Consider the following 15,683-nt stretch of genomic DNA (forward strand, 5'->3'; position numbering starts at 1 on the left):
TCCGACGCATGGCTGTCGGCCTGATGAGCTGCGTCGTCGGTTCCGGGGCCTTCGGTGCGGCCGACGCCTACGATTTCGACTACCGCATCTCGGGCCACACGTCGGCGCGTCCGGTGCAGGTGTTCGCCGACACCGAGCGAACGTATTTCCAGTTCGTCGAAGGGCAAGCCGTTCCGCTGATCCTTGCCGGGCAGGCCGGCGAGCGTGTCGTGCCGGTGCAAGAGGGCCCGTACCACGTCGTCGCGGGGCGTTCCCACGAGTACACGCTGCGGCTGGCGGGGCGTCGGGCGCGTGTCGAACACGCAGGCAAGGTCTGGCTGCCGCCGTCTGCCCAGGGTGCGGGGCCGTCGGCGCCCTTGAAACTCGGGGCCGACGATCGCACGCTCAGCAGCTATGCCACACCCGTTCGGGGCGATGTCATCGAATGGGTCGAACCCGAACAACGGGTGGTGCGCAGCGTCGTGTTCGCACCGGGCGCCAGCCTGCTGCCGGTCGACGACGCCGACTTCATCGCGAAGGTGTCGGCCCGGATGGGGTCTGACGTGAGGGTCGAAGTTCAGCGAGAGGGCAACGCCCGACCACGGGCACTCGCCGAAGCGCGCTTCCGTCGAACGGCGCAGGCACTCGTGCGAGCCGGTGTCGCGCCCGCGCGGATCGAGTCCGCCGCGGCGTCCGGGCGTTGGCCTCCCGACACGCTCCAGATCGTCTGGCTTCGCGCCGTCGAACCGGTGCGCAGGACGTCCACAGCGGGCGCACCGCCGAGCCGCGACCTCGCCTCGATGGGCCGCCCCGTGCGCGGCAACTTCGACATCCTGCTGTCCGACGGCACCGTCGCGACCAGCCTGCGTCGATGGGCTCAGGACTCCGGCTACCGGCTCGAGTGGGACACCCCGATCGAAGCGCCCATCGTGGGTGACCTGACGCTGGACGCCCGTCGCTTTCCCGAGGCGGTCGACCGCATCGTCACGGGACTGCGTGCGTCCGGCTACCCGCTTCGCATGGAAATCGAAGACGGCCAGGTGGTGCGCATCAAGCACGAGCCGCCACGCTGAACCCCGGTGCGGCTCAGACCAACACATCGAATTCATGGAGGGAGACTGATGAAAAGAAGTGCGACGAAACGCTGGGGGGCGCTGTGCCTCGCTGCAACCTGCCTGGGAGTCCAGGCGCAGACCTCGCCGGAGCAGCTTCCGGTCGCGCCGTTCGGTGCGGCTTCGTCCCCGGGGGCCAACGAGCAGCGGTGGGAAGTGAAAGCGTCCGACGTGACGCTGGCGAAGACCCTCGAGCGGTGGGCTGCCGCGGGAGGCCACAAGCTGAAGTGGGACGCCTCCCGCAACTTCCTGATCGGCGCCCCCGACCTCTACGTCGGCACCTTCGAGGGTGCGTTGCAGCACGTGCTGAGGTCACCCGGCATCCGCTACTCCGACTACCCGCTCGAGGCCTGCGTCTACGCCAACACGCCTCCGCTCGTGCGCATCACCCGGCAGGGTGAACAGAGCCGCGAATGCTCGCCGGCGTCCGCCCCATGAACCACAAGAACGAGATCCAACCGATGAAACTTCTGATGCTGGGCGGAGGCCTGTTGCTGCTGGCAGGATGTGCCATTCCGAGCCTCTCCGAACGTGTCGCCGGCGACCACGCGGACCGCGCCCGCAACGTGGCGCCCGTGCTGGGTGGCCCGTCCATTTCCACGGACGCCCCCGGGGACGTCCAGGGCGGTGCCATCGATGCGGACCGTCGGGCACGCGAACAGGCATCCCACGTGGTGCTGCGTCGCTCGAACCGGCCCTGGGTGGCCTCCGTGAGCGTGCCGATGGGGTCGAACGAGAAGCTGCCGTCCGTGTTCCAGGAGCCGGTCCGGCTCAGTTTCAACGACCTGGGAACCGGCGGCAAGGTGGGCCTTCGCACGGTGGCCGAACGCATCACGGCGGTGACTGGTGTGCCGGTGCGGGTCAAGCCCGATGTGTTCGGCGATGCCGTGGGGGGAAGTCGGTCCTCGGGCTTGGCGGCGGCCAGTCAGTTCGCAGGCACACCCGCCCAACCCGCGCTGTCGAATGTCGGTGCGTCGTCACGCGCGCCATCGGCATCCCTGTCTCGTGCACCGGAGCTTCACGCCGTCGCCATGCGGTGGAGCGGATCGCTCGAGGGGTTCCTGAATCACGTGACCGATCTCACCAACCTCTCGTGGGAGTACCGCGACGGCGTCGTCGTCATCGAACGCTTCCGCACGGAGTTCTTCGAGATCGCCACGCTCGATGGAGAAACCCAGTACGCGATGGGCCTGACCGCCAGCGACCAGGGCAGCACGGGCAACAGCGGGGGCATGGGCAGCTCGGGTGGGATGAGCACCAGCAACGGCAGCGCCGACGTCTCCGAGAAGGGACGGGCGGCCACGGTGCCCACCTTGATCGCCACGGTGAACCAGATCGTCGCGTCCGTTCCCGGTTCCTCCGTGGTGCGCGCCGATGGCTCGGGGCGCATCGCCGTCACGACCACGAAGGAGGCGATGACGAAGGTGCGGGACTTCGTCCGTGCCGAGAACGAGTCGATGCTGCGGCAGGCACAGATCCAGTTCGACATCTACTCGGTGCGCCGGGAAGAGAACGACGAGCGGGGCATCGAATGGGGTCTTCTGATCCAGTCCGTGGCGAAGGCCCTCCGCATGGGCGTCGTGTCCCCCACCACGCTGGCGAGCGAGGCCGTGGGCGCGGTCAACTTCACGGTGCTGGGCAGTCCCCCGTCCAGCAACGACCTGTCGCGCATCGCGGGCGGCAGCACGGTGGTGCTGCAGATGCTCAACCAGTACGGCAACTCCACGCAGCACCGCCCCGTCAGCCTGCTGACGTTGAACCGCCAGTGGGCACGGAAGGCGTCGCTGGGCAGCAAGGCCTATGTCAGCGAAACCGTTCCCGGTGCCGCATCGACGCTGGGCGCCGGCGCGCCGGGCCTGAAGACGGCCACCGTGACGACGGGAGACCGCTACCTGGCCCAGCCGTACATCATGGACAACCACACGGTGGTGCTGAAGTTCGGCGTCGGCCTGTCGTCCCTCGTGCAGATCGCCAACTTCACGAGCGGCACCGGCCCGACCCAGCAGACGGTCCAGACTCCCGAGATCAGCAACCTGATCGACCAGTCGACCGTGGCCCTGAAGGCGGGGCAGTTGCTGGTCATCACCGGGCTCAGCCGCATCGTGACCAACGACGACACCCGGCGGCTGACCGAAGACGCCCCCCTCGCCGCGGGCGGCAGCCGCAAGCTGGGGCGCCAGCGCGAGGATTTCGTGATCTTCGTTCGCCCCACCATCCTGTGAGGCGGCGGTCATGACCATCGAACGCATCCTCGCGAACAGCAGCGCGGGCCCGCTGCTGGGCGGCCTGAGCTGGCGGCCACCGGCCGGCGGGAAACACACCATGCGCCGGCTCCACGAGGCTCGCAACCTCACCACCGACGCCACGCACTACGCACTCCTGTCCACCCACCAGACAGTGGTCTACGGTCTGTTCCAGCCCCGGGCCTCCGAAGAGTCGATCCGGCTCGCCAAGGGGGCACAGGCCGCGGCACATTGTTTCGCAACGCAGGTCGGCGCCGAGGCACCCAATGGTGCGCTGCTCCTGACCGTGCCGGCGGACGGGCTGCGGAAGGATGAGCGTGTCTACGTCGTCGTGCTGGAAGACGGCGTGCCCGTCGTCGACTCGCTTACCACGGAGATGGAGGCCCGGAACGCGCTGGGCTCGGAAGATCGTCCGATCTGGTCCGACACGCCTTCGCTCTATCCGAACTGCCAGCCGGTGGACTTCGAGTGGCTGGCCCGAGGTGCGAGCAAGGCCTCCCGCATGGCGCCGATCCCGCTGAACCCCTGGCCGCTCCTGATGGTGTTGGTGTTGGTCGGGGCGGGCTTCACCACCTGGTTTTCGGTGCGTGAAGCCCGGCGTGCGGAGGCCGCAAGAGAGCAGGCCCGGCTCGTCGCGGAGAACGATCCGGTGCCGAAGTACCTCGCGGCGCTGGCGGCGCGGTCGAAGGACATGGTGTTCGATCGCCAGGCTTGGCTGGGCGCGGTCGACGAGATGTTCGACAGGCCCGCCATGGTGCCGGGGTGGCGCATGAAGTCGACGGAGTGCAATGCCTTGTCCCTGCGTTGCGAAACGGTGTGGGCGCGCACGGGGGGCACGTACGACGAACTCAAGGCCGCCGTTCCGAACGAGACCCTCGGACTGCAGGGTGTCGAGGCGGGTGCGGTGCCGGCACTCGATGTCGCTCACACGTCGACGCCATGGCGCATCGACCGGCTGCCGTTGGGCACTGCGGGCGAGCACCTTCCGACCTTCACGGAGGCCATCCGCACGGCGGGCTCGCTGTTCCAGGTCTGGCGCACCGCGGACCTGTCGATCGAGATCAAGGCGCCTCGATTGTGGCCACGGGTGGAGACCGTTCCGCCGCAGTTCGAGCATCCGAAAGCCCTGATGAGCGGGGTGATCACGCTGAGCGACGTGCCAGGGCCCTTCGTCCTCGAAGCCTTGCGCACCGCGCCGGACTGGATCAGCTGGGAATCCGTCCGAGCGGACATCGGTGAAGGCGACGTCGTGTCGCGTCTGAAATTCAAAGCCACGGGGGTCTACTATGTTTCGCTGCGCTGATCTCGTTCCGTTCGCGGTGGTGTCCGGGTTCATTTCCCTCATCGCACCCTTGCAGGCCCATGCGCAAAGCATCGGCGACTACAGCCGCGCGCAACGGGCGGTCATCGAGTCGGCCATCGCACGCAGTGGTGTCCGTCCGCCCGTGGACCTCCCCGCACTGCCTCCGGCGTCACCTGGCAGGGAATCGCCTCCAGCTGCTGCGCCCCTGCCTCTGCCTCCTGCGGCAAAGGCACCGGAGCCTGAGGCGCCTGACATCGTCGTGACGGGCGTCGTCATCTCGTCCGCGGCCGTGCTCACCGAGGTGTTGGTCGACGGCACACCCTTTCTCCTGTCCCAGGGGCAACGTGTGCCCGGCACCCGATGGCTGGTCTCGCGCGTCGACGCAGGTCAGGTGGTGCTTTCCACGGAGCCGCGCTCGAAGGGGGCGAAGCTGGCGACACGCACCTTCCTGCTGTCCACCTCGGGGTCGTGACATGAAATGGTTCGATCGAGCCGTGCCGGTGCTCGGCACGCGACCGGGGGAGCTGGATCAGGTCAGTTCGGAGGCGCCGCTGCACCGCCGATCCGAATTCGTGGCCACGGAGCCTCTGCGATTGGCGGAGGTCATCGACAAGTACGCGGACGTCCCTCCGTACCAGCGGCTGCTGACGGGCGGAGACGATCCGGTGTATCGCCTGCCACCTGAACAGCAGGAGCGGTTGATCGCGACCGACATCGGCGGCAAGCGCGTCCACGTGATCTGCGCGGCCATGCCGGAGGCCCAGTTGCAACAGTTGCAGTGGCAGGTGCGCGCCCTGAAGGGTGACCTGCGGGCCAAGGGTTACCAGATCGTGCAGGAGCTGGTCGCCACACCGGAGGTGATGCGCATCGTCATGCGCAACGTCGGGCTCAGCACACAGTCGCGAGGACGGGGAGAGCCGCTCCGGCTGTTCAACCACTGGATCGAACTCGCGGCACGCGCCGATGCGACGGACCTCCACGTCGATGTCAGCGGCAACGTGGCCCAGGTCCGGGTGAGGGTGGACGGGCGGCTGGAAGTCCTGCCCGACGGACACTGCGGGAAGTATCCGCGCGGCGAGGCGGTCGATGCGCTGGCCGCCGGCTACAACAACACCCGGCAGGGCAACAACGTCTCGCAGTACACCGAAGACAAGTTCGTCTCCTGCATGATCGCACTCAACCTGCCGGGCCTGAGCGGGCAGCTCCGCTACCAGAACTTCAAGGGGAGGGCGGGCCCCAAGGCGGTCATCCGGATCCTGCGCTCGGGCGAGGAAAACGCCATCACCTTCGAGAAGGCCGGCTACGCACGCAGCCAGCTTCGCCTGTTGCGCGAGGCCGCGCGGTCGGGCAAGGGCATCGTCCTCATCGCCGGCGTCACCAGCTCGGGAAAGTCGACCAGCCTCAAGTGCCTGATCGAAACCCTGCCGAACCTGCAGGCGAAGTCGATCTACACGGTGGAAGACCCGATCGAATACGAGATCGCAGGGGCACATCAGATCGAGGTCTTGCGGGATCTGGCGGACGACGAACTCACCACGTCGCGCTATGCGGATGCCATGCGGGCGCTGATGCGCGGTGACCCGGACGGTGTGATGATGGGCGAGATCCGCGACCGGCTCACCGCCCTGTTCGCGCTGCAGATCGCGGAGACGGGCCACCTCGCGATGGGGACCGTCCACGCGCACCTCATCAGCACGATCATCCCGAGGCTCACCAACGACCAGATCGGCTTGTCGCGCCAGGCGCTCACGGGTCCGAACATCCTCAACCTGCTGGTGTACCAGGCCCTCGTGCCGCGACTCTGTGCCCATTGCGCGGAGACGACACCGGTTGCCGCCTCGAGGGATGCGGACGTCCGGGACATCGTCGACGTGCTCGCTCAGCGCTTCCGGGTGCCGACGCACCGGCTGCGCTGGGAGCATCCCGGAGGCTGTGCCCACTGCAATGGCCGGGGCACGAAGGGCAAGACCATCGTGGCCGAGATGCTGCGGCCCGACCGGACCTGGCTGCGACGGGTGAGGGACAACGATGACGACGCCGCGGTGATGCACTACCGGGCGGCATCGGACGGTGACTTCCTGAGCCCGGACATGACGGGCAAGACGGTGTTCGAGCACGCCTTGTGGAAGGCCCTTCAAGGCGAGATCGACGCGCGGAACTGCGAAGAGTTCGACGCCTTCTCTCGGTTCGAACTGCCGCCGAAGAAGGGCGGGGCCACATGATCTTCAGGCGCTTCATCCAGTGGTGCTGGATCTTCGTGTTTCGCCCCCAACGAGCCGAGTTCTACCGCGACCTCGCCGACATGTTCCGCCGCAACGAATCCATGATGGGATTCTTCGAGGGGGAGATCGCCAACGCGGTCCGGACGCGGCAGAGGGCGCGCGCCGCGGCGCTTCGAATGATGCTCGCGCGCTTCCAGGGCGGCCATCAGGCGGGGCGGGTCGGGCACTTGTTCGAAGGCGTGATGCCCGCGAGCGACATGATGATGATCGTCGGCGTCGACCACGCCGACGACAAGGCCCGCGCGCTGCTGTCGCTGGCGGACGCCGTCGAGGCTCAAGGCACCATGCGGACCACGGTGTTGAGCTACGCGTTCTTCCCGCTGGTGATGCTGCCGTTGAGCTATGTGCTGATCCAGATCCTGGCCGACGTGATCCTGTCGATCGACCGGAGTGCGCCCGACTGCGTCAAGGATGAACTCTGGAGCGGCAGCAACGGCTGGGCGCGGCAGATGGCGATCCTGATGGACCAGTTCGGCTTGCCGATGGTGACCCTGCTGGTGGGCTTCCTTGCGGCGGCCTTCGTGTCGCTGCCGCGCTGGAGGGGGAGGGCGCGCCTGTGGGTCGAAGGGTGGCCGGTCTACGGTCTCTACCGCGACTTCCAGTCCGGCCTGCTGTTCTCTGCGCTGGCCATGCTGCTGTCCAACGGCAGCACCCTCAAGGGGGCGCTCGAGGACATCGCGCAAGGCTCGTCGAGCTGGATGCGCTGGCACCTCACCCGCGTGCTCAGGTCGCTCGACGACAACCCGACCAACACCATCGAGGCGTTCAGCCGCGGAGTCCTCTCGCCTTACATGCTGGCCAGGGCAGCAACCCTGCAACGCACCTCCGCGACGTTTGCCGAAGTGCTCATCGAACTGGGAACGCGAGAGAGCGAACGCGTGCTCAAGGGCGTCCGGCGCGCCGCGGTGATCGCCAACGTCGCCATCGTCGGCGTGCTTCTGTCCGTCTGTACGTTCATGGGATTGTCGACCCTGACCGTGCCCGGCAGATTCTCGGCGCTGATGGAGCCGTCCACGTTGATGAGCCTGAAACAGGCCCATGAGGCAAAGAACGCTTCGCGGCGATCGAGCAGCATTTCAACAACCCGGCTTGACGAGAGCAAGCCATAAGGAGGAGAGAGCCATGAAGAAAGCCGAACGTCCCTGCACAGCCCCTTTGCGTCGCCGATCCCGTGGCAATGCGGTCCTGTTCACGCTGTTGTCGATGGTGATCGGCGGGATCGTCGTGGCCATCGGCGTCACCCAGTACCAGGACGCCGATCGAGCAGCGACCGTGCAAGCCACGGTGGCCGAGGTGAACACCATCATCGGCAACGTCAAGCAGAACTACGGGCAGTACTCCTACTCCGGCCTGACCACCGGCATCGCCGTCGGTTCGCGCGTCATTCCAGAGGGGCTGCAGGTGTCGGAAACCGCCGCACGCAACAAGTTCGGTGGAACCATCGAAATGCGCGAACGAGGGACAGGGACGGGCACCGCCGAACTGGTCTACCCGAACATCCCTCGAGCGCTCTGCTCCAGCGTGATCAACGGCACCCAGGGCCTCGCCCGGGAAATCCGGATCGGGACGACCGTGGTGAAGGAGGCCAACCGTGCGGTCGACGTGGCCGCGCTCAACACCGGCTGCTCGTCGAACGCCGCCGCGGACATCACGTGGGTGATCGGACGCACATGACCTTGCGCAAGTCCCGACGGCGACCCGGTGCCCGCCAGCAGCGAGGCAACGCACTGATCCTTGCGCTGCTCGCCCTGGTGGTCACCGGGCTTGCGGCCGCGACAGCGCTGGAAGCGAGGCAGATCGAAGCGAAACGCGCATCCGGTCTCGCCGAGGCCTCCGTCCTGGAAGCCCTGCGCAACGCCGCGCAGGCAGCGGTCTACGAGCATCTGAACACGATCCAGCAAGGGCAGCCCATCGAAAAAGGCGGAATCGTCGTCACCCCCTCTTCCGAAACGGGCGAACTGACCTGGTCCCCCACGGTCAGCCAACTTCGAGGTATGGGATACCTCCCCTCCGAATGGTCGGCCATACGCTCCACGCTGAACGACGGCCCGTACCGCATCGCGTTCCACCGCATCCCCGCGGGCTGCCCGCCCCCAGCCTGCGATGTCCAGGGCATGGTCGTACTCGGTGCCCCCGTCCTGGACATGGGCCGAACCTCGGCAGTGGACGGCGTCGTCATCGGCCCCATCCTCACCAAGGCGGGTGCTGACGGGGGAGTGTCACTCCCAACGGCGCCCGCGACGATCTCCGGATTTCACGGCACCTGGACCGCACCAAATCCGCTAGCAGGCAACCCGCCTGGCGTAGTCGCCATGCGATTCGGAACCCAGACGGGCGGTTTCAACCAGTTTGTTCGCGTAGGCGATTTGCGGGATCCATTGCTGAGAGGAAACCTAAGTGCCGAAGGCAACTTGACCGTAGCGGGGGACGCAACGGTTCGAGGAGCTGCGTCATTTGACGGGGGCGTTCGTGTCGGGCCGGCTTTGGATCCGTGCATCACAGCCGCCCCAAACGGAATTCTTACTGTCAGATGCAGTGGTTTGATTAATAGTAGAGACGGGATATTCCAGAACGAACTAGGGAATTATAGCCAAGTTGGCCCCTCGGGAGTTTCTACTTCTGAACGAATCAATGGATTCTCCGGACTGCAAACTGCGTCTGGGAGCTTGTTTGATCGTTCCGATCCTAGCGCGATTCGCTCGGAATCCGGAGAGTTGTTCGTTCGAGGCCCATCGGGTACTCTCGCTACTTTGCGCGCTGAAGGCCTTTTTGTTCCCAATGCATTGGTCTCAGGAAGCATTCACCTTACTCGCGCAGCAGAAGAAGGTGCAGCGTGCGAAGAAGCCGTGGGCTCCTCACCTGGGATAGGTTTGGGAGTAACCGCCGACCATTCACTTACTGTCTGTATTGGCGGGCGCTGGATCATCGGGCTGAGAATGTCGAGGGCAGGGGCTTCTTGTGCGCCTGATGGAATGAGCGCCACGGACCTTGATGATCGGCAGTCTCTAATTTGTCGCCATGGTTCCTTCCTAAGGACTTCCACGCTAATTTCCAACTTTACGCTGATAAATTCGATGGCCCTGAATATGTCGGGCGGTGCAGTCCGGGTGGTTAAGCCCATATGTAACTCAAGTGGAGGCCGTGCGGCGGAAGCACTTATTATCTTGTCGCCAAATAATGAAGACGTACCTGCCGTTGGGTCATCTACCATTTCTGGAATAAATCGCTTTGCGATCGATGAGGGCGAAGCGTGGACTGTTGTACTTGAACGATCGTCAGATCGCGTGCCAATGGCCGGAAATTTGATCGCTCTAGTTTACTGTCATTATCCTTCGTAGGAGGTAAGATGGAAAAAAACTTTCTGGCCGCAGTCATTGCGCTGGCGGCCGCGGGGAGCGCATGCGCAAAGCCGGGAGATTCTGTTGATAGTGGGTATATGCGCGGGAGTTCGGGTGTTGCCCTAGGGGGCGGTGCGGAATTGAAGTTGTATCCGCTTTATGAAAATGTGTGGCTGGGGTCTCAGTCTGATGGCGACTACTTCACTGACTACGGGCCGTTTGTGAATAAATCTGCTGCAATGATTAAAGTGACTCTTGCGCATGCGGGAGGCGCTCGGCATGATGGAATTACAGCAACTGTAGATGGTGCTGTGGTGGCTAGGGATAATAGGTACATCGCATTCATTGTTATGCCGGGGCAGACATTTGGATTTGCTGTGAAAGATTATGCTAATATTTCGGCGTACGCAACAAATTCACGCCTCTATCCTTCTGATGTGGGGCTGCCTAGTGCAACGGATTTTAGTAGTCCAAAAGCGAAGTTTTACGCTTGCTACTACGACATTCCTGGGTACACGGCGGAGGTCGGTGATATTTTTGTGACGCAGTATTTGTACTTCCCGGGTAGCATGTCGGATTCTTCTTCGCGGTCGATCGATTTGTATTGGAATGGCTACCTTTTGGGGCCGAAACCGACATTCGATGTGCAGTGCGAAAAATATGTTCAGTAGCTCGTTCACGTGAGTTAGGGAATGTCTGCAAAACTCGCCCGATTCTTGCGTAAGTTGATTCGGTGAGCAACGAGGAGGCGGCGAGCATGAAGCAACTAGGACTTGGATTGGACCTGTCGACGAAGAAGACTCGCAAACGCGCGTTTCTCGAGGAGATGGAGCGCGTCGTGCCCCGGGTCGTGCTGGTTCAGATCGTCGAGCCGTACTACCCGAGGGCCAAGACGGGCCGGCCGCCGTTTGCCATCGATACGAGCTGCGCATTCACTACCTCCAGCAGTGGTTGGCGTTGAGCGACCCGTCGATGGAAGAGGCGCTGTACGACATGCCGGTGTTCCGCGAATTCGCCAAGCTGGGCGACGGGGTGGCGCGGCTGCCCGATGAAATGACGATTCTGAGGTTTCGCCACCTGCTGGAGAAACACGACCTGGCCACCGACATGCTGCGCGTGCTCAACGACATCCTGCAGGCCAAGGGCCTGCTGATGAAGAAGGGTACGGTGGTGGATGCCACGTTGATCGCGGCGCCGAGTTCGACGGAGAACGCCGACGGCGAGCGCGACCCTGAGATGAAGCGGACGAAGAAGGGCAATCAGTGGTACTTCGGCATGAAGGCGCACATCGGCGTCGATGCGGAGTCGGGACTGGTGCACCGCGTCATCGGCACGTCGGCCAACGTCAACGATGTGGCGCAGGCCGGTCGCCTGCTGCACGGAGAGGAGGAAGTCGCCGTCGGGGGAAGCGGGCTATCGCGGGGTCCACAAGCGGGCTGAGGCGCAGGGGCCGCAATGGCACGTGGCGATGCGGGCGACGGAGCGACGCAAGCTCAATCCCGCGTCGGACTACGCGCGCGAACAGCTCGAGAATCTGAAGGCGAGCGTGCGAGCCAAGGTGGAGCACCCCGTTCGGCGTGCTCAAGCGGCAGTTCGGCTACAGCAAGGTTCGCTAGAGAGGTCTGGCGAAGAACGCGGCGCAGATCGTCACGCTGTTCGCGCTGTCGAATCTGTGGATGGCACGGCGAGAATTGGCGAGAGCAAAGGGATAAGTGCGTCCGGAATGCGCCTGACGCGGCCTCGGGCGGCCGCGATGAGCACTCGCAGTGACCTCGCGTGCCGTTGACCGAGCAAGAAAGCCGTTGGCCTACCGGCCAACTCGTCCGCGTGCCGACTGTCGTCACGTTGTGGAGACCTTCCTTAGGGTGATTTGACCGCTGGGCTGACAGCACACAAGATCCCCACAATTTTGTGTCGGCTTGACTCGGAGGCTTGTGATCCGTCCGCGCGCGGATGAACGGCGCTACGGCGAAGAAGCCGCCCCGTCAAGGTTGTCGCCAATGCGCGGAGGATGGCGGGCGCACGTATTCGCCGTGCGAGTGCTCCGCCATAGCTTCCGGCGACGGGTTCGTGGCAGGCGTCCCGGATGGGGTCTTGCGTCCGCTCTCGCGGAGGGTTCGGGGGGCGTGCGCGCAGGGCGACATCCCGGAACGGGGCGGGGCGTCCGGAGCGCCGCCGGTCGTCACCAGCGGTGATGCACCTCGCCCTTTGCGAACCGCTCGTACACCGCGTTCACCGCGTCCATCTGCGCCGCGGTCAGCGATGGCAGGTCGGCGGCCGAGACGTTGTCCTCGACCTGTGCCACCTTGCGCCCGCCCGGAATGGCGCACGTCACCGCCGGGTGCATCGTGAGCCAGCGCAGCGCGAACTGGGGCAAGGTCCAGCCGGCCGGAACCAGTGGGCGCAGGGCTTCGACGGCTTCCAGGCCCTTTGCGTAGTCGAGGCCCGAGAAGGTCTCGCCCTTGTCGAAGGCGGCGCCTTCGCGGTTGAACTGGCGGTGGTCGTCGGGGCTGAACGTGGTGTCGCGGGTCATGCGGCCCGACAGCAGGCCCGACGACAGCGGCAGGCGCGCGAGGATGCCCACGCCGCGCTTGGCCACTTGTTCGAACAGGAGGTCGGCGGGGCGCTGGCGGAAGATGTTGTAGATGATCTGCACGGACTGCACACCCGGGTACTCGATGGCCTTCAGCGCCTCCTCGACCTTCTCGACCGAGACGCCGTAGTGGCGCAGCTTGCCGGCCTTCACGAGGTCGTCTAGCACGCCGAACACCTCGGGCCGGTAGTACACGTCGGTGGGCGGGCAGTGCAGCTGCAGGAGGTCGATCGCTTCCACCTCGAGGTTGGCGAGGCTGCGTTCGACGAAGGTGGTGAGGTTCTTGCGGTCGTAGCCGTCCGCCACGTGGGGCGACAGGCGGCGGCCGGCTTTCGTGGCCACGTAGAACGGGTCCTTGCGCTCGCGGCGCAGGCGGGCGATCAGGCGTTCGCTGTGGCCGTCGCCGTACACGTCGGCGGTGTCGAAGAAGTTGACGCCGAGGTCGAGTGCGCGGTGCAGGGCGGCCATCGACGCGGTGTCGTCCACCTGGCCCCAGGTGCCGCCGATGGCCCAGGCGCCGAAGCTGATCGTCGAGACCTTCCAGCCGGTGCGGCCGAGTTCGCGGTATTCCAAGGAGGTTCTCCCTCAGGCGCCCGAGGCGCGGGACCGAGATCGTACGCAGCGGCGGCGTGAAATCCCAATGACTTTCCGGAACGCCGCGATGCCAAACCGGGCATCCCCGCGGCGGAGCGCGGGGTCGTTGATACAGTCGAGGCCGTTCCGACTGACGCGTTCCATGCCCGTTCCGCTCCTCGCCCCTCCGTCCAAGGCCGCTTGCGTGGCCCGTGCCGCATGCTGCGCGGCCTGGGAGTCGGTGCGGTGACGGCGGCCGTGTTGACAGGCGGGCCGGAAAAACCGGTCCGGCGCGACACGCTCGCGCAGTTCCTCGTGCTGTCGATGCTGCTGCACCTGCTGGTCATCGTGGTGTTCGGCAGCGCGGAGGGCGACGGCCAGGCGCCGGCCCGAAACGCCACGGTGTGGGGGCCGCTGACCATCGTGCTGGCGCCGTCGCCGGTTCCCGTGCCGGCCGCCCCGGTTCCGGCCGAGCCCGAACCCGCGATGCCGCCCCCGCCCGAGCCGCTGGCACCCGCGCCGCGCGCGCCGTCGAGGGAGATCATCCAGCTGCCGCCGACCCGGGACGTGCCCGAAGCGCCGCGGCTGCCGCCGGCCGAGCGCCGCCCGGTGGCGACAGAACCGCGTCCCGCGCCGACCGAGTTCGCGGCATCCCAGCCGGCGCGGCCCGTACCCGTGCCGCTCCCGCCGCCTCCCGTGCCGGCGCCTCCGCCGCCTGAGCCTGTCGTGCCACCGCCTGCGCCTGCGCCTGTCCCGCCGCCTCCGGCCCCGGTGCCGCCACCGCCTGCGCCTGTCCCGCCGCCTCCGGCCCCGGTGCCGCCACCGCCTGCGCCTGTCCCGCCGCCTCCGGCCCCGGTGCCGCCACCGCCTGCGCCTGTCCCGCCGCCTCCGGCCCCGGTGCCGCCACCGCCTGCGCCTGTCCCGCCGCCTCCGGCCCCGGTGCCGCCACCGCCTGCGCCTGTCCCGCCGCCTCCGGCCCCGGTGCCGCCGCCGCCTGCGCCCGTACCACCGCCTCCGGCCCCGGTGCCGCCGCCGCCTGCGCCTGTCCCGCCGCCTCCGGCCCCGGTGCCGCCGCCGCCTGCGCCCGTACCGCCGCCTCCGGCCCTGGTGCCGCCGCCGCCTGCGCCCGTCCCGCCGCCTCCGGCCCCGGTGCCGCCGCCGCCTGCGCCTGTCCCGCCGCCTCCGGCTCCGGTGCCCGCACCGCCCGCCGCGGTCCCGGCGCCCGCGCCCGTGGCGCCGCTGCGTTCCTCACCGGCCCCGGCCGGCAGCGTGGACCTGCGCGGTGGATCGCCCGCCGGACCGCCGCCGGCGCGCACTGCGCCGGACGCCGCCTCGCCGCTGCCGGCCGGGACACCGCCGCCGCTCAAGCTCGACCTCAACCCGTCGATGCGTGGCAGCGGCCTGCCGTCGAACCCGGGCTCGCGTGGCGCGCTGAACCTGATGCCGCCGCCGCCGGAGCGCAAGTCGAAGCTGGCCGACGACATGCAGAAGGCCGGCAAAGGCGACTGCCGGACGGCCCATGCCGACAAGGGCCTGCTGGGCGCGATCCCGCTCGCCCAGGCGGCCTTGGGCGGCGACGCCGACTGCAAGTGGTGAACCACGGCGGTGCACGAGGCGAGGGCGGGGATGCCCTCGCATAAAATCCCGCATCCTTTCGACCCGGAGCGCCCGACCGCATGAGTTCCCCCGCAGACGACCACGCGATGCGCATCGCCATCGACCAGGCCCGCAACGCCTGGCTCGTGGGCGAGGTGCCGGTGGGGGCCGTGATCATGCGTGCCGGGCAGGTGATCGCCACCGGCTACAACCGGCCCATCACCGAACACGATCCCACGGCCCACGCGGAGATCGTCGCGCTGCGCCACGCGGCCACGCTGCTCGGCAACTATCGCCTGCCCGAGTGCGAGCTGTACGTGACGCTCGAGCCGTGCGCGATGTGCGCGATGGCGCTGATGCACGCGCGGTTCAAGCGCGTGGTGTTCGGCGCCACCGACCCGAAGACCGGCGCCGCGGGCTCCGTGGTGAACCTGTTCGGCGAACCGCGCCTGAACCACCACACGCAGATCGAGGGCGGCGTGCTGGCCCACGAATGCGGCCAGGTGCTGCGCGACTTCTTCGCCGAGCGGCGCGCCCTCTACAAGCAGCGCCGCGCGGTGCCCGAACCCGCGGCGGCCCCGCCCGCGGCCGACGAATCCGACGACACGATCCCGACCGGCGATGCCGTCGAGGTCGACTCCTTCATCCCCCCCATCTGAGATTC

General features: G+C 66.8%; 13 protein-coding genes and 1 pseudogene. 13 read left to right on the forward strand and 1 reads right to left on the reverse strand.

All coding sequences use genetic code 11. The features are described from left to right. Positions 1-8 precede the first annotated feature (8 nt). The 11 genes and pseudogenes from A4W93_RS14065 (at position 9) to A4W93_RS14110 (ending at position 11,969) form a co-directional block, all read left to right on the forward strand. Positions 9-1,052: a TcpQ domain-containing protein gene (locus A4W93_RS14065; protein WP_169726540.1), complete on the forward strand. Its 1,044-nt coding sequence runs from the start codon at positions 9-11 to the stop codon at positions 1,050-1,052. 48 nt (positions 1,053-1,100) lie between these two features. Next, positions 1,101-1,529 (forward strand): TcpQ domain-containing protein, encoded by a 429-nt coding sequence (locus tag A4W93_RS14070; protein WP_085751197.1) that lies wholly within the window; start codon positions 1,101-1,103, stop codon positions 1,527-1,529. 23 nt (positions 1,530-1,552) lie between these two features. Beyond that, positions 1,553-3,313, forward strand: coding sequence for a type II secretion system protein GspD (locus A4W93_RS14075; RefSeq protein ID WP_157131654.1), 1,761 nt, complete (start codon positions 1,553-1,555; stop codon positions 3,311-3,313). A gap of 10 nt (positions 3,314-3,323) precedes the next feature. Further along, positions 3,324-4,637 (forward strand): type IV pilus inner membrane component PilO, encoded by a 1,314-nt coding sequence (locus A4W93_RS14080; RefSeq protein WP_085751199.1) that lies wholly within the window; start codon positions 3,324-3,326, stop codon positions 4,635-4,637. Between the two features lie 259 nt (positions 4,638-4,896). Then, a complete protein-coding gene (locus A4W93_RS14085; protein WP_085751200.1) occupies positions 4,897-5,109 on the forward strand; it encodes a hypothetical protein in 213 nt (70 codons plus the stop codon). A 1-nt stretch (position 5,110) separates the two neighbouring features. Further along, positions 5,111-6,859, forward strand: coding sequence for a GspE/PulE family protein (locus A4W93_RS14090; RefSeq protein ID WP_085751201.1), 1,749 nt, complete (start codon positions 5,111-5,113; stop codon positions 6,857-6,859). Continuing rightward, on the forward strand, positions 6,856-8,028 hold the full coding sequence (locus tag A4W93_RS14095) for a hypothetical protein (RefSeq protein WP_085751202.1): 1,173 nt from the start codon (positions 6,856-6,858) through the stop codon (positions 8,026-8,028). The genes A4W93_RS14090 and A4W93_RS14095 overlap by 4 nt, the downstream gene beginning before the upstream one ends. 13 nt (positions 8,029-8,041) lie before the next feature. Beyond that, entirely contained in the window at positions 8,042-8,593 is a 552-nt protein-coding gene (locus A4W93_RS14100; RefSeq protein ID WP_157782157.1) for a type 4 pilus major pilin, read from the forward strand. Then, the gene (locus tag A4W93_RS29655; protein WP_157131655.1) at positions 8,590-10,257 is read left to right on the forward strand and encodes a hypothetical protein; all 1,668 of its coding nucleotides are present in this window, start codon (positions 8,590-8,592) and stop codon (positions 10,255-10,257) included. The genes A4W93_RS14100 and A4W93_RS29655 overlap by 4 nt, the downstream gene beginning before the upstream one ends. An 8-nt stretch (positions 10,258-10,265) precedes the next feature. Then, positions 10,266-10,928, forward strand: a complete 663-nt coding sequence (locus A4W93_RS29660) for a hypothetical protein (protein ID WP_157131656.1) — start codon at positions 10,266-10,268, stop codon at positions 10,926-10,928. 86 nt (positions 10,929-11,014) lie between these two features. Then, a pseudogene (locus A4W93_RS14110) lies at positions 11,015-11,969 on the forward strand (IS5 family transposase). Between the two features lie 470 nt (positions 11,970-12,439). Here the strand turns inward: A4W93_RS14110 and A4W93_RS14115 are convergent. Next, entirely contained in the window at positions 12,440-13,423 is a 984-nt protein-coding gene (locus tag A4W93_RS14115; RefSeq protein ID WP_085751205.1) for an aldo/keto reductase, read from the reverse strand. A 1,191-nt stretch (positions 13,424-14,614) separates the two neighbouring features. Between A4W93_RS14115 and A4W93_RS14125 the strand changes: the two genes are divergently transcribed. Beyond that, complete coding sequence (locus tag A4W93_RS14125; RefSeq protein ID WP_157131657.1) at positions 14,615-15,019, forward strand: hypothetical protein; 405 nt, start codon at positions 14,615-14,617, stop codon at positions 15,017-15,019. Positions 15,020-15,099: 80 nt separating this feature from the next. Beyond that, positions 15,100-15,678 (forward strand): tRNA adenosine(34) deaminase TadA, encoded by a 579-nt coding sequence (tadA, locus tag A4W93_RS14130; RefSeq protein ID WP_085751207.1) that lies wholly within the window; start codon positions 15,100-15,102, stop codon positions 15,676-15,678. The last annotated feature ends 5 nt before the right edge of the window (positions 15,679-15,683 follow it).

Source organism: Piscinibacter gummiphilus, assembly GCF_002116905.1.
Lineage (GTDB): Bacteria > Pseudomonadota > Gammaproteobacteria > Burkholderiales > Burkholderiaceae_C > Rhizobacter > Rhizobacter gummiphilus.

Coding starts and splice junctions, on each gene's coding strand:
- A4W93_RS14065 (WP_169726540.1), top strand. CDS start 9: ATGGCTGTCGGCCTGATGAGCTGCGTCGTCGGTTCCGGGGCCTTCGGT.
- A4W93_RS14070 (WP_085751197.1), top strand. CDS start 1,101: ATGAAAAGAAGTGCGACGAAACGCTGGGGGGCGCTGTGCCTCGCTGCA.
- A4W93_RS14075 (WP_157131654.1), top strand. CDS start 1,553: ATGAAACTTCTGATGCTGGGCGGAGGCCTGTTGCTGCTGGCAGGATGT.
- A4W93_RS14080 (WP_085751199.1), top strand. CDS start 3,324: ATGACCATCGAACGCATCCTCGCGAACAGCAGCGCGGGCCCGCTGCTG.
- A4W93_RS14090 (WP_085751201.1), top strand. CDS start 5,111: ATGAAATGGTTCGATCGAGCCGTGCCGGTGCTCGGCACGCGACCGGGG.
- A4W93_RS14095 (WP_085751202.1), top strand. CDS start 6,856: ATGATCTTCAGGCGCTTCATCCAGTGGTGCTGGATCTTCGTGTTTCGC.
- A4W93_RS14100 (WP_157782157.1), top strand. CDS start 8,042: ATGAAGAAAGCCGAACGTCCCTGCACAGCCCCTTTGCGTCGCCGATCC.
- A4W93_RS29655 (WP_157131655.1), top strand. CDS start 8,590: ATGACCTTGCGCAAGTCCCGACGGCGACCCGGTGCCCGCCAGCAGCGA.
- A4W93_RS29660 (WP_157131656.1), top strand. CDS start 10,266: ATGGAAAAAAACTTTCTGGCCGCAGTCATTGCGCTGGCGGCCGCGGGG.
- tadA (WP_085751207.1), top strand. CDS start 15,100: ATGAGTTCCCCCGCAGACGACCACGCGATGCGCATCGCCATCGACCAG.